The organism is Streptococcus parasanguinis (assembly GCF_015557775.1).
Classification (GTDB): Bacteria; Bacillota; Bacilli; order Lactobacillales; family Streptococcaceae; genus Streptococcus; species Streptococcus parasanguinis_AA.
In genome coordinates, this window is sequence record NZ_JADNOY010000001.1 from 205,143 (window position 1) to 219,936 (window position 14,794).

At 42.3% G+C, this 14,794-nt stretch carries 8 protein-coding genes; all 8 read left to right on the top strand.

The window, feature by feature from the left end; translation table 11 throughout:
* The first annotated feature begins 172 nt into the window (after positions 1 to 172).
* The 8 genes from I2F76_RS01045 to I2F76_RS01080 all read left to right on the top strand — a co-directional run bounded on the left by I2F76_RS01045 (position 173) and on the right by I2F76_RS01080 (position 14,773).
* Positions 173 to 436 (top strand): phosphocarrier protein HPr, encoded by a 264-nt coding sequence (locus tag I2F76_RS01045; protein ID WP_003006411.1) that lies wholly within the window; start codon positions 173 to 175, stop codon positions 434 to 436.
* A gap of 4 nt (positions 437 to 440) precedes the next feature.
* The gene (gene ptsP, locus I2F76_RS01050) at positions 441 to 2,174 is read left to right on the top strand and encodes a phosphoenolpyruvate--protein phosphotransferase (RefSeq protein ID WP_049474827.1); all 1,734 of its coding nucleotides are present in this window, start codon (positions 441 to 443) and stop codon (positions 2,172 to 2,174) included.
* A 328-nt stretch (positions 2,175 to 2,502) separates the two neighbouring features.
* Positions 2,503 to 4,410, top strand: coding sequence for a 1,4-alpha-glucan branching protein GlgB (gene glgB, locus I2F76_RS01055; RefSeq protein WP_049506438.1), 1,908 nt, complete (start codon positions 2,503 to 2,505; stop codon positions 4,408 to 4,410).
* Between the two features lie 50 nt (positions 4,411 to 4,460).
* Positions 4,461 to 5,603 carry a glucose-1-phosphate adenylyltransferase gene (locus I2F76_RS01060; RefSeq protein WP_003002477.1) on the top strand — a complete coding sequence of 381 codons (1,143 nt, stop codon included), beginning with the start codon at positions 4,461 to 4,463 and terminating at the stop codon, positions 5,601 to 5,603.
* A complete protein-coding gene (gene glgD / locus I2F76_RS01065; RefSeq protein ID WP_003006422.1) occupies positions 5,593 to 6,729 on the top strand; it encodes a glucose-1-phosphate adenylyltransferase subunit GlgD in 1,137 nt (378 codons plus the stop codon). Before I2F76_RS01060 ends, glgD begins: the two co-directional genes overlap by 11 nt.
* Positions 6,729 to 8,156: a glycogen synthase GlgA gene (glgA, locus tag I2F76_RS01070; RefSeq protein ID WP_195487057.1), complete on the top strand. Its 1,428-nt coding sequence runs from the start codon at positions 6,729 to 6,731 to the stop codon at positions 8,154 to 8,156. The genes glgD and glgA overlap by 1 nt, the downstream gene beginning before the upstream one ends.
* A gap of 233 nt (positions 8,157 to 8,389) precedes the next feature.
* On the top strand, positions 8,390 to 14,344 hold the full coding sequence (locus tag I2F76_RS01075) for a ZmpA/ZmpB/ZmpC family metallo-endopeptidase (protein WP_195487058.1): 5,955 nt from the start codon (positions 8,390 to 8,392) through the stop codon (positions 14,342 to 14,344).
* Positions 14,345 to 14,572: 228 nt separating this feature from the next.
* A complete protein-coding gene (locus tag I2F76_RS01080; RefSeq protein ID WP_003006433.1) occupies positions 14,573 to 14,773 on the top strand; it encodes a F0F1 ATP synthase subunit C in 201 nt (66 codons plus the stop codon).
* The last annotated feature ends 21 nt before the right edge of the window (positions 14,774 to 14,794 follow it).

Below are 14,794 nucleotides of genomic sequence, written 5' to 3' on the forward strand. Positions count from 1 at the left end.
TCCATTCTTCAGGTACTTCTTAGAATGTATCTAAATTGGGATTTTTCGCAGTCTTTTTCTGTAAGTCAGTGATAAAAATCTTGAAAAAAATTTCAAAAGATGATATAATACCAAATTGTAAGGGTTATCAAAAGGTAACTCAAAAACTATTTTTTAAAAGGAGAGTCCAATTATGGCTTCTAAAGATTTCCACATCGTGGCAGAAACAGGTATCCACGCACGTCCAGCAACTTTGTTGGTTCAAACTGCTAGCAAATTTGCATCAGACATCACTCTTGAATACAAAGGTAAATCAGTTAACTTGAAATCAATCATGGGTGTTATGAGCCTTGGTGTTGGTCAAGGTGCTGACGTTGTAATTTCTGCTGAAGGTGCTGACGCTGATGATGCAATCGCAGCTATTTCAGAAACAATGACTAAAGAAGGATTGGCTTAAAAATATGACAAAAATGCTAAAAGGAATTGCAGCATCTGACGGTGTTGCCGTTGCTAAGGCATATTTGCTCATTCAACCAGACTTATCATTTGAGACTGTTTCAGTCGAAGATACAAGTGCAGAAGAAGCTCGTTTGGATGCAGCTCTTGAAGCTTCACAAAACGAGCTTTCTCTTATTCGGGAGAATGCAGTAGCAAGCCTTGGTGAAGAAGCAGCGCAAGTTTTTGATGCGCATATGATGGTTCTCGCTGACCCTGAAATGATTGGTCAGATCAAAGAAACGATTCGTACGAAAAAAATCAATGCAGAGGCTGGCTTGAAAGAAGTCACTGACATGTTCATTGCAATCTTTGAAGGAATGGAAGACAATCCTTACATGCAAGAACGTGCAGCAGACATTCGCGACGTTACCAAACGTGTCCTTGCCAACTTGCTTGGTAAGAAATTGCCAAACCCTGCTTCTATCAATGAAGAAGCAATCGTGGTAGCGCATGACTTGACACCATCTGATACAGCTCAGTTGAACAAAAAGTACGTAAAAGCCTTTGTTACTAACATCGGTGGACGTACCAGTCACTCAGCTATCATGGCGCGTACACTTGAAATCGCAGCTGTTTTGGGTACAAATAACATTACAGAACTTGTCAAAGATGGTGATGTTTTGGCTGTTTCAGGGATCACTGGTGAAGTGGTGATCAACCCTACTGAAGAACAAATCGCAGCCTTCAAAGCAGCTGGTGAAGCTTATGCCAAACAAAAAGCTGAATGGGCTCTCCTTAAAGATGCTCAAACAGTGACTGCTGATGGAAAACACTTCGAGTTGGCTGCCAACATCGGTACCCCTAAAGACGTTGAAGGTGTAAACGATAATGGTGCAGAGGCAGTTGGTCTCTATCGTACAGAATTCTTGTACATGGATTCTCAAGACTTCCCAACAGAAGATGACCAATACGAAGCCTACAAAGCTGTTCTTGAAGGTATGAACGGTAAACCTGTTGTCGTTCGTACAATGGATATTGGTGGGGATAAAGAACTTCCTTACTTCGATCTTCCTAAAGAAATGAACCCATTCTTGGGTTACCGTGCTTTGCGTATTTCTATCTCTGAAACTGGTAATCAAATGTTCCGTACACAATTGCGTGCCTTGCTTCGGGCATCTGTCCACGGTAAATTGCGGATCATGTTCCCAATGGTTGCTTTGTTGACTGAGTTCCGTACAGCTAAAGGTATTCTTGAAGAAGAAAAAGCGAAATTGCTTGCTGAAGGTGTTGCTGTGGCAGATGATATCCAAGTAGGGATCATGATTGAAATCCCAGCTGCTGCGATGCTTGCGGACCAATTTGCTAAGGAAGTTGATTTCTTCTCAATTGGTACAAACGACTTGATCCAATACACAATGGCTGCTGACCGTATGAACGAACAAGTTTCATACCTTTACCAACCATATAACCCATCTATCCTTCGTTTGATCAACAACGTGATCAAGGCGGCTCACGCTGAAGGCAAATGGGCTGGTATGTGTGGTGAAATGGCCGGTGACCAAACTGCTGTTCCACTTCTTGTCGGAATGGGCTTGGATGAGTTCTCTATGTCAGCTACATCTGTCCTTCGTACACGTAGCTTGATGAAGAAACTCGACACAGCTAAAATGCAAGAATACGCTAACCGTGCTCTTACTGAATGTTCAACAATGGAAGAAGTTCTTGAACTTTCAAAAGAATACGTGAACGTAGACTAAGAATTCAACAAGACTAAGACAAATCTGTCTTAGTCTTTTTTTACATTGTTCATAAAAATGTTCATTTTATTCGTAATAAACTAGTTAGTAATAAAAATAGTGATTTAAATGTTCGGTTTTTGTTTGATTTTCCTCGTATATATAGTATAATCGTAAGTAAGATAAGGAGGATGACCAAGGAAGGATCGAAAAGGTTCGGGAAAGAAAATGGAAAAACTTTTCCTGATAATTTTACATGATTTTACAGGAATCAACTTGAAAATTAAGTGATTTTATAGTAGAATAATACCAAATAGAAAACGCTTTCAAAAAACAAAGAGGTGAGTATATGGATAGAAGCACAGACTTATGGACATTTGGAAGAGGGGATAATTTCCATCTTCAAGAGTACTTAGGAGCTCACAAGGAAACAAGGGGAGAACAAGAAGGCTTTACCTTCCGTGTTTGGGCTCCCAATGCTCAGGCGGTGGATCTGATTGGTGATTTCACTGATTGGGAAGCTCGTAAAATTCCAATGGTTCGTAATGAAGGAGGCGTCTGGGAAGTCTTCTGTTCCGATGCAAAAGAGGGAGATATATACAAGTATTTGGTGACTCGACAAAATGGTCATCAGGTGCAAAAAATCGATCCTCTAGCATTATGGATGGAAAAGAGACCCAATACAGGATCTATTATTAAGACCATTCCAGAGAAAAACTGGAAAGATGGTCTCTGGAGAGCACGCCGCAAAAAACTTGGTTTTAAGGAACGACCTGTTAATATTTATGAGGTTCACGCAGGATCGTGGAAACGTAATGAGGATCACAGTTCCTATACCTTCAAACAACTAAAAGAAGAATTGATTCCATATTTGGTGGAGATGAACTACACCCACGTGGAATTTATGCCAGTGATGGCCCATCCATTGGGCTTGAGTTGGGGCTATCAGCTCATGGGATATTTTGCACTCGAGCAGACTTATGGTAGCCCAGAAGAGTTTCAAGACTTCGTGGAAGAATGCCACCTCAACAATATCGGAGTGATCGTGGATTGGGTACCAGGACATTTCATTATCAATGATGATGCCTTGGCTTATTATGATGGAACACCAACCTTTGAATACCAGGATGAACATCGTGCTCATAACTACGGATGGGGAGCCTTGAACTTCGATTTAGGGAAGAATCAAGTCCAGTCATTCTTGATTTCTAGTTTGAAGTTTTGGATTGATACCTATCATTTAGATGGGATTCGGGTCGATGCTGTGAGCAATATGCTCTATCTTGACTACGATAGCGGTCCATGGACACCAAATATTGATGGTGGAAACCTCAACTACGAAGGCGTTCATTTCCTTAGACGGTTGAATGCGATTATCAAGAACGAACACCCAGATGTCATGATGATTGCAGAAGAAAGTTCTGCTGGTCAAAAGATCACGGGTCCTGAAGAAGAAGGTGGACTTGGCTTTGACTATAAATGGAATATGGGGTGGATGAATGATATCCTTCGATTCTACGAAGAAGATCCCATCTACCGGAAATTTGACTTTAACCTGGTAACCTTTAGTTTCATGTATGCATTTTCTGAAAACTTCTTACTACCATTTTCACATGATGAAGTGGTGCATGGTAAGAAGAGTTTGATGCATAAGATGTGGGGAGATCGTTACAATCAATTTGCTGGACTCCGTAACCTCTTGACCTATCAGATTTGCCATCCAGGTAAGAAATTACTCTTTATGGGTTCAGAATTTGGTCAATTTTTGGAATGGAAGTCAGAAGAGCAATTGGAATGGGGCAATCTAGAGGATGAAATGAATGCTAAGATGCGTCGTTTCACTTCTCAGCTCAATCATTTCTACAAAGAACACAAGGAATTGTGGGAGATTGATGATAGCTTTGATGGCTTAGAGATTATTGATGCAGATAACCGGGATCAGAGCGTCTTGTCTATGATCCGGAAAAATCGTAAGGGTGATCTTTTGGTGTGCGTCTTTAATATGGCACCAGTAGAACGCAAGGACTTTACGATTGGTGTGCCTATATCAGCGGTCTATGAAGAAATTTGGAATACAGAATTAGAAGAATGGGGAGGTGTCTGGAAAGAGCACAATCCGACAGTTCAGTCTCAAGATGGACTGTGGAAGGATTATGAACAAACTTTGACCTTTACTTTGCCGGCTTTAGGAGCTAGCATTTGGAAGGTGAAACGGAAGGTTCGCAAAACGAAATCTAAAACATCAGATAAAAAATGATGATCGGTTGACTCTAAGGGAGTCCAAGCTTTAAAAAGAGGAAGTAGTCAATGAAGAATGAAATGCTCGCTTTAATTCTTGCCGGTGGGCAAGGAACACGTCTTGGAAAATTAACCAAAAACATCGCGAAACCTGCGGTTCAATTTGGTGGGCGCTATCGGATTATCGATTTTGCTCTCTCAAACTGTGCCAACTCAGGAATTCACAATGTTGGTGTGATTACACAGTATCAACCACTTGCCCTTAACAGCCATATTGGGAATGGTTCCAGCTGGGGTTTAGATGGAATCAATACGGGTGTGTCTATTCTCCAACCTTATTCAGCTAGTGAAGGAAATCGTTGGTTTGAAGGAACTAGCCATGCTATTCTTCAAAACATCGACTATATCGATAGCATCAATCCGGAATATGTCTTGATTCTATCTGGGGACCACATTTACAAGATGGATTACGATGACATGCTTCAAGCGCACAAGGATAATAACGCAAGTTTGACCGTTGCAGTCCTAGATGTACCTTTGAAGGAAGCAAGCCGTTTTGGAATCATGAATACAGATGCCAATAATCGGATTGTTGAATTTGAAGAAAAACCAGCTGAACCAAAATCTACCAAGGCTTCCATGGGGATTTACATCTTTGACTGGGCTCGTCTGCGCAATATGTTGGTTGCTGCTGAAAAGAGCGATATCGATATGTCAGACTTCGGTAAAAATGTCATTCCAACTTATCTAGAATCAGGCGAAAGTGTTTATGCTTATGAATTCAATGGTTATTGGAAAGACGTTGGTACGATTGAGTCTCTTTGGGAAGCCAATATGGAATATATCGATCCAAATAATGCCTTGGATAGTCGCGATCGTCACTGGAAAATCTATTCACGCAACCTTATTTCACCACCAAACTTCTTTGGAGAACATGGTCACATCGAAGATTCTCTTGTCGTCGACGGTTGTTCGGTAGACGGTACAGTCAAACACTCCATCTTATCAACAGAAGCTCAAGTTCGTGAAGGAGCAGTTGTTGAAGATGCTGTCGTGATGAGCAATGCCATTATCGGTAAAGGAGCTGTCGTGAAACGCGCGATTATCGGAGAAGGTGCAATCATTGCAGAAGGTGTCGTGATTGATGGAACAGAGGAAGTACAAGTTGTCGGTTACAATGAAAAAGTGGGGGTAGCAACAGATGAAGATTGATAAATATTCAGCCATTTTAGGAAATACAGTTGGGTATCATGATATGTCCACTTTGACCAGCCATCGTCCGGTAGCCTCCCTACCGTTTGATGGGAAATACCGCTTAATCGACTTCCCATTGTCTAGTCTTGCGAATGCTGGTATTCGTAGTGTTTTTGGGATTTTCCAACAAGAAAATATTAGTTCGGTCTTTGACCATATTCGTTCAGGTCGTGAGTGGGGCTTGTCTACTTTATTGAGCCACTATTACCTCGGAATCTATAATACTCCAGTTGAAAATACAACGGTAGGGCCAGAATACTACCAACAATTATTGACCTATTTGAAACGGTCTGGTTCCAACCAAACAGTTGCTTTAAACTGTGATGTTTTGATGAATATTGACCTCAATCAAGTTTTCCACTTGCATAATAGCGTTGACCGTCCGATTACAGTTGTTTACAAAAAGTTGCATCTTCAAAATATCTCTGAAGTCAATGCTGTCTTGAAAATTGATGAAACAGACCATGTTACAGAGCAAAGACTTTTTGATGGCAAGGATCCTGACGAAGTCTACAACATGTCAACAGATGTCTTTATTGTGGACACTCCTTGGTTGATTGAAAAAATTGAAGAAGAAGCCAAGAAAGAATACCCACAAAAATTGCGCTATATCTTGCGTGATTTGGCAGTGGAATACAATGCTTTTGCCTTTGAATATACAGGCTACCTTGCCAATATTCATTCAGTGGAATCCTACTACCATGCAAACTTGGATATGTTGGAAAACCAAAAATTCATGAAGCTCTTTTCACCAAATCAAAAAGTGTATACGAAAGTGAAGAATGAAGAACCAACGTATTATTCCAAGACTTCACATATTAAATCGTCTCAATTTGCTTCGGGTAGTATTGTAGAAGGAACCGTTGAACGATCCGTTGTTTCACGTCGGGTACACCTTCATCAAGGTTCAGAGGTCCGCAGTAGTCTTCTCTTCCCTGGTGTTGTGATTCATGAAAATGCAATCGTCGAACATGCCATCCTGGATAAGGGTGTCGAAGTGGCTGCTGGTGTGACGATTCGTGGGACAGAAGAAGCACCTGTCGTGGTTAAAAAAGGAACGATTGTTACAGAGGATATTGTCTAATGAAACTATTATTTGTTGCAGCTGAAGGAGCACCGTTTTCTAAAACAGGTGGTTTGGGAGACGTTATTGGCGCTCTTCCTAAATCCTTAGCGAAAAGTGGTCATGATGTGCGCGTGATCCTCCCTTACTATGATATGGTAGAGGCTAAGTTTGGAGATCAAATTGAAGATATCTTGCATTTTGAGACCAAGGTTGGCTGGAGAAGTCAATATGTTGGTGTGAAACGCATTGTGCGCGATGACGTCACCTTTTACTTTATTGATAACCAACACTATTTCTTTAGAGGACATGTGTATGGTGACTTCGATGATGGCGAACGCTTTGCCTTCTTCCAGCTCGCGGCCTTAGAAACGATGGAACGAGTTGACTTCGTTCCAGATGTTCTTCATGCCCATGATTACCATACGGCGATGATTCCTTTCTTGCTGAAGGAAAAATACCGTTGGATTCAAGCTTATCATGGAATTAAAACAGTATTGACTATCCATAATTTGGAATTCCAAGGTCAGTTCGACCCAGGAATGTTGTGGGACCTATTCGGAGTTGGATTTGAACGCTATGCAGATGGAACGCTTCGGTGGAATGATTGCCTGAACTGGATGAAAGCTGGTATTCTATATGCTGACCGTGTAACAACCGTTTCTCCTAGCTATGCGCATGAGATTATGACTGCCGAATATGGTTGTGGCTTGGATCAGATCCTTCGAATGGAGTCTGGCAAGGTGACCGGAATTGTTAACGGGATTGATGCGGATCTGTATAATCCTGAAACGGATCCACTCTTGACGCATCACTTCAGTCTCTCAGATCTTTCAGGTAAAGCAGCTAGCAAACGAGCTCTTCAAGAACGTGTTGGTCTACCTGTTCGCGATGATGTTCCTTTGTTTGGGATCGTCTCTCGTTTGACACGTCAAAAAGGTTTTGATGTGGTGGTAGAAGAGTTGCATCAACTTTTGCAAAAGGATATTCAGATTGTCTTGCTCGGTACAGGAGATCCTGGATTTGAAAATGCCTTTGCTTGGTTTGGTCAAGCCTACCCAGATAAACTTTCAGCGAATATCACATTTGATGTCCAATTGGCTCAAGAAATCTATGCAGCGTCGGATGTCTTCTTGATGCCAAGTCGCTTTGAACCGTGTGGCCTTTCTCAAATGATGGCCATGCGTTATGGAACCCTTCCTTTGGTGCATGAAGTCGGCGGACTTCGTGATACCGTTCAACCGTTTAATGCTGTTGATGGAAGTGGAACAGGCTTTAGCTTCAATAATTTGTCTGGTTATTGGTTTAACTGGGCGGTTGATGAAGCCTTGGCTGTCTACTACAATGACAAACAGGCTTGGTATGGTCTCCAAGAGCAAGCTATGACGCGTGACTTCTCATGGGATACGGCTAGTCAACGATACAATGATTTGTACCAATCCTTATAAATAGATCTATAATACAAACGCCTTTCGAGGCGTTTTTTGTGTTGCTTTCTTCCTATAAAGAAAACGGTTTATTTTTTTGAGTTTTAGAGCTTGCTAAAATAGAAGAAAAAAGATAAGATAGGTAAAGGTAAAAAATCCCGGGAAGGTTCTTATTTCTAGAAAGGATCCCAACCTCTCTAAAAACAATCAGGTCCTTGCTTGAGGGTTAAATATTACTATATAGGAATTTTAGGATGAAAAAAGCGAAACAAACGTTTGAAAAAATGACCAAATATTCGATTCGAAAATTATCTGTCGGTGTTGGTCCGGTAGCCATTGGAGTCTTTTTATTAGGAGGAAGCTTGTTAGGGGCTCGTCCTGTCCAAGCAGATCAGGTGACCCTCCCTACTCATGTGCACTTAGGATATGTGACAGAAGAAGAGCTAACTGCTGAAGAAAAAGAACAGGTGATTCATGCAATCCCTGAAGAGTATCAAAATGAAGATACTTTCTATCTCGTCTATAAGAAGAAGGAAGCAATTCAGTCGGTTCTTCCTCAAACAGGAAGTCAGGAAGTCGCCCTATTTGGCCTAAGTCTAGCCACTGCTTCCTTTGCGGTCCTCTTACTCTCTAAAAAGCACCGGAAGAAGGTCATGGGCGTCCTTTTGATTGGAGCCATGGGACAAAGTCTTCTACTTCCAGTTGAAGTCGCAGCCCTACAAAATCAAGTCTTGCGCGCTTATAATCAGGATCTTGCGATCGCATCGAGCGAAGATCTTGCAGATGGTGTGATTCAAATTGATGGCTATGACTATGTGGGCTATCTGCGCTACCCGTCAGTCCAAAAGACGAGCTTACGAGAGCCAAAGGCTATGCAGGAAACGAAACCTTCTGTAGAAGGAACGATCAAAACAAGTACAGGTATTCCACAAGTGGAAGCACAAGCGCGTGTGACGCCAGAAGTCGCTCCAGCCTTTCCTCAAGTTGAAAAACCAAGCCTGGAAGTCTCTACTGAGCCTGTGCCATTTGAAACCGTCAAGCAAGCTGATCCTACATTAGCCAAAGGGCAAACCAAGGTGCTGACTGCTGGCCAAAATGGGGAGCGTACCATATTGACGGAAGTGAGTGTGGTAGATGGACAAGAAGTTCGCAGAGTAGTCGAAAGCAAGGTCACCAAAGAACCAGTTTCACAAATTCTTGCTGTTGGGACAAAAGAAGATGCCCAACCAACCCCTCAACCCAGCCCTTCTCCAGTTGTAACGGCTAAGGGGACACAAGAAGAAGGCCATGTCGGCGAAGCTCCTGTTCAACCAGAGAATCAAGCCTATACAGGTGTGGTGGAAGCCAAGGGGACACAAGAAGAAGGCCATGTCGGCGAAGCCCCAGTTCAACCGGAGAACCCAGTCTATACAGGCGTGGTAGAAGCCAAGGGAACACAGGAAGAAGGCCATGTCGGTGAAGCTCCTGTTCAACCAGAGACTCCAGCCTATACAGGTGTGGTGGAAGCTAAGGGAACGCAGGAAGAAGGCCATGTCGGCGAAGCCCCTGTTCAACCAGAGAACCCAGCCTATACAGGTGTGGTGGAAGCTAAAGGGACACAAGAAGAAGGCCATGTCGGCGAAGCCCCTATTCAACCGGAGAACCCAACCTATCAAGTAACGGAAGGGACGGTAACAGAGACAGAAACGGTAATCCTTCCATATGAAACAGAGTATGTAACGGATGCCAATCGTTACACAGATGAAGAAAGCCTTCTTCAGAAAGGCGAGGCTGGTAGCCAGGAGATTCGTCGTGTTTATAAGACGGTCAATGGTGAGAAGATTGGCGAACCCGTGAGCACGACAACTGAAACAGTAAAAGCTCCTGTGACAGAAAAAATTAGTCGTGGGACTAAGGCGATTGAAGGCCAAACAGAGGATGTTTCGTATGAGGAAATTCCATTTAAGACGGTAACCGAACAAGATGCCACCTTGCTAAAAGGATCCGAAAGGGTTTCTCAAGTCGGTAAAAATGGGAAGAAGAAAATCACCAAGGTTTACAAGACCATTAAGGGAGTTAAGACAACGGATGCTCCTACAATTTCTGAAGAAGTAGTAGAACAAGCCCAAGATCAGATCATTCAACAAGGGACCAAAGAACTTGATAAGCCTACCTTAACTTTGACCCAGGTCGATAAGGAAGAATTGAAGCGCAGTGCTAAAGCTACTTATCATTTGGATAAACCAGACGGTGTGACCATCAAGTCCATCCAGGCTGTATTGAAGAAGGGTGATCAAGTGGTGAAAACCCTGACCCTTTCAGAGACGGACTTGGCAGCTGCTTTAGCGGACTTGGACTACTACAAGGATTATACGCTCGCAACGACCATGGTGTATGACCGTGGAAATGGGGATGAAGAAGAAGTTCTCAAGGAAAAACCACTGAGAATTGATCTTAAAAAAGTTGAAATCAAAAACATCAAGGAAACCAGTCTGATTAGCGTGGATGACCAAGGTCTTGAGACCGATAGCAGCCTCTTGTCTGAAACACCATCAGATGTGAAGCCTTACTACTTAAAGGTCACTACCTATGATAATAAGGTTACAAAACTAGCCGTTGATAAAATTGAAGAAGTAACGGTAGATGGCGTGACCCTCTACAAAGTAACAGCCAAAGCTCCTGATCTCATCCAACGGACTGCGGACAACCAGTTCAGTGAGGACTATGTCCACTATATTGCAAAACCCAAAGCTCATGAAGGGGATGTCTACTACAATTTCAACGAACTTGTAAAAGCTATGCAAGCCAATCCGACTGGTACCTTTAAACTGGGTAGCAATATGAATGCGGCTAATGTCCAGCCAGTAGGGAAATCCTATGTGACCAATGCCTTCAAGGGAATTTTGGAAAGTACGAATGGAAATAAATTTGCCATCCATAACATTACAAGACCATTATTTGGGAACATCGAAGGTGGCTCGGTTAAGAATCTCTTGCTTGAAAATGTCAATATTGACCTACCTGGGACAGATCGAGTAGCCCCAATAGCAGGTGTTATCAAAAACAATGCAACTGTTGAAAATGTTAAAGTAACAGGAAGTGTTGTTGGGAACAATGACGTAGCAGGGATCGTCAATAAAATTGATGGCAGTGGGAAAGTAAGTAATGTCGCCTTTATCGGGAAACTGCACGCTGCTGGGAACAAAGGTGGCTATCTAGCGGGTGTTGTTGGCGAGAACTGGAAAGGTGTTGTTGAAAAAGCTTACGTTGATGCTGAAATCACTGGGAACAAAGCCAAAGCTGCAGGTCTCGTTTATTCCTCTCAAAATGGTGGAAATAACCACACAGTCGGTAAAGAAGGGGTTCTCAGAAACTCCGTTGCTAAAGGTTCAATTGAACTCAAAGAAGCGGTTCAATCTGGTGGATTACTAGGGACCAACTGGGCCTTGGGGACTATTGAAGACAACATCACCATGATGAAAGTCAAAACTGGTGAGATGGTCTTCGGACATTCGGATATCGACGCTGATGATTACTTCACCTATTCAAGAACCAAGCGCAATTACAGTGTGGAAGGCGTGAGTGAAGGGAAGAAAACCTTTAACAACTCCCGTAAAATCCCAAGCATCTCGCTGGCAGAAGCTGAGCAGAAAATCGAAGCAATGGGAATCACTGCTGATAAATTCACCAGCAGCAAACCGATTGAAGATACGCTCAATCACCTTGTTAGCAAAGACGATCAATACAAGGCCATCACTGCTTACGATGCGACTCGTGAGTTAGCTTACCGCAATATTGCTAAATTGCAACCATTCTACAACAAAGAATGGATTGTCGACCAAGGGAATAAATTGGCTGCAACGAGTCCTCTCTTGACCAAGGAAGTCTTGTCTGTGACCGCTATGAAGGGCAATGATTTTGTCACTAAACTAGCGGATGCGGATCACATCCTGATCCATTACGCGGATAAGACCAAAGATATCTTTAGCATGATGCCGAAAGATTCTAAGGTCAAACAAGTCAAAGAGTACAGTGTAGCAGAGCTCGGTGAAGTGATCTACACACCGAATATGGTGGACAAAGACCGGAGCGATCTCATTGATGCCATCGTAGGAAAACTAAGTCCAGTAGAATTGCAATCAGATCCAATCTACACTCACTTAGGTCGAACAGGACCTAACAAAGTCAATGCCATCAAGAACCTTTACCTCGAAGAAAGCTTCCAAGAAGTCAAGGACAATCTGACTCACTTTGTCAAACAACTGGTTGAAAACCAAGATCATCAATTAAATACAGATGAAGCTGCCAAACGTGCGCTCATTAAGAAGATTGATGATAATAAGGCTGCTGTTCTTTTGGGTCTTTCTTACCTCAACCGTTATTACGGGGTGAAATTCGATAATGTCAATCTCAAGCAACTCATGTTGTTCAAGCCAGACTTCTATGGGAAGAATGTTGATGTCTTAGACCGCTTGATTGAAATCGGCTCAAAAGAAGACTACATCAAAGGGACTCGTACCCACGATGCTTTCCGTGAAGTCGTGGCTAAATCGACTCTTTCTGGTAACCTCAATGACTTCTTGAAGTACAATATGGAGCTCTTTACAAAAGAGACAGACTTGAACGATTGGTTCATCAAAGCAACCAAAGACAATGTCTATATTGTGGAGCCTGAGACGACCAATCCAGCATTCGCGTCTGCTAAACACAGAGCCTATGAGGGCTTAAACAATGATGTTCACGGTAAAATGATCTTGCCACTCTTGAACTTAAAAGATGCTCATATGTTCTTGATTTCAACTTACAACACTATGGCCTATAGTTCCTTCGAGAAATATGGCAAGAACACGGAAGCGGAACGAACGGCCTTCAAAGAGGAAATTGACAAGGTAGCGAAAGGCCAACAGAATTACCTAGATTTCTGGTCACGTCTAGCAACGGATAAGGTTCGCAATCAGCTCTTGAAGAGCAACAATATGGTGCCGACCCCTGTCCTTGATAACCAAAACTACAAGGGCATTAGTACAGACCGTTATGGACATACCAACAGTGGCAAGGATGTGGCTCCAATCCGTGAATTGTATGGTCCAACCGATCGTTACCATGCGACAGATTGGCGGATGGGAGCAGTGGCGCGAATTTACGGAAATCCATATAAAGATGACTCTGTCTTCTTCATGGTGACCGATATGATCAGTGACTTTGGGGTCTCTGCCTTCACGCACGAAACGACGCACGTCAATGACCGTATGGTTTACTTAGGTGGTTGGAGACACCGCGAAGGAACCGATATCGAAGCCTTTGCCCAAGGAATGTTGCAAACACCATCCGTATCCAATCCAAACGGGGAATACAAGGCCTTAGGTCTCAACATGGCCTATGAGCGTCCTAACGATGGAAACCAATGGTACAATACCAATCCAAATGATTTGAAGTCACGTGACGAAATTGATCGGTATATGAAAGGCTATAATGACACTCTCATGCTTCTGGATTACCTAGAAGGAGAAGCCGTCCTCAATAAAGGCAGTCAAGACTTGAACAATGCATGGTTCAAGAAGGTTGATAAACAATACCGAGGGGCTAATACCAAGAATCAATTTGATAAGGTGCGTCCTTTGAGTGATGAGGAAAAAGCCATCACCTTACATTCAGTAGATGATCTCATCACCAACAACTTCATGACCAATCGTGGTCCTGGAAATGGTGTCTATAATCCATTAGACTTTGGCTCAGCCTATGTGACGGTGCCGATGATGACAGGGATCTATGGTGGAAACACCAGTGAAGGGGCTCCTGGAGCCATGTCCTTCAAACACAATACCTTTAGACTCTGGGGCTACTATGGTTATGAAAAAGGCTTCTTAGGCTATGCTTCAAACAAGTATAAACAAGAATCCAAACAAGCAGGTCATGCGACTTTAGGGGATGATTACATCATTCAAAAGATTTCTGATGGAACATTCAGTACCCTTGAAGACTGGAAGAAAGCCTACTTCAACGAAGTGGTGACCAGTGCTAAAAATGGACTTCAGGCTATTGAAGTTGATGGGACTACTTATAGCACTTATGATGACTTAAAACAAGCCTTTGCAACTGCGGTTGAAAAAGATCAGGCCAGTTTGAAGAATGGTTCTGTCAAATTTGACAATACCCTTGCCTTGAAAGAAAAAATCTTTAAGAAATTACTGCAACAAACAGACAGTTTCAAAACGTCTATCTTTAAATAATCGAATTCTCTCATCTGCTGAGCAGGTGAGAGTTTTTTAGAAGGAAAAATGAATAGAGGTGGACAAAGCGTCTAAAAATTAAAAGAAATCAATCGTAGATAGGAAAAATTATCATATTAAAAAAATAACGTAATTTCACTAAAACGCTTACTTTTATAGGAAATATTTGACTATTATATCTTTTAGTAGTAAACTAAGGAGGTAAAATTTATAAAAGGAGAATTCATCATGAATTTAACATTTTTAGGTCTTTGTTTAGCCTGTTTTGGTGTATCACTGGCAGAAGGTTTGATGATGAGTAGCTTATTGAAATCTGCGTCTCGTCAACCAGAAATTATCGGTCAATTGCGTAGCCTCTTGATTCTTGGTGTTGCCTTTGTCGAAGGTACTTTCTTCGTAACCTTGGTTATGGCCTTTATTATCAAATAGACGCTTCTATTTTAGAAAAGG

Coding starts and splice junctions, on each gene's coding strand:
- I2F76_RS01045 (WP_003006411.1), top strand. CDS start 173: ATGGCTTCTAAAGATTTCCACATCGTGGCAGAAACAGGTATCCACGCA.
- ptsP (WP_049474827.1), top strand. CDS start 441: ATGACAAAAATGCTAAAAGGAATTGCAGCATCTGACGGTGTTGCCGTT.
- glgB (WP_049506438.1), top strand. CDS start 2,503: ATGGATAGAAGCACAGACTTATGGACATTTGGAAGAGGGGATAATTTC.
- I2F76_RS01060 (WP_003002477.1), top strand. CDS start 4,461: ATGAAGAATGAAATGCTCGCTTTAATTCTTGCCGGTGGGCAAGGAACA.
- glgD (WP_003006422.1), top strand. CDS start 5,593: ATGAAGATTGATAAATATTCAGCCATTTTAGGAAATACAGTTGGGTAT.
- glgA (WP_195487057.1), top strand. CDS start 6,729: ATGAAACTATTATTTGTTGCAGCTGAAGGAGCACCGTTTTCTAAAACA.
- I2F76_RS01075 (WP_195487058.1), top strand. CDS start 8,390: ATGAAAAAAGCGAAACAAACGTTTGAAAAAATGACCAAATATTCGATT.
- I2F76_RS01080 (WP_003006433.1), top strand. CDS start 14,573: ATGAATTTAACATTTTTAGGTCTTTGTTTAGCCTGTTTTGGTGTATCA.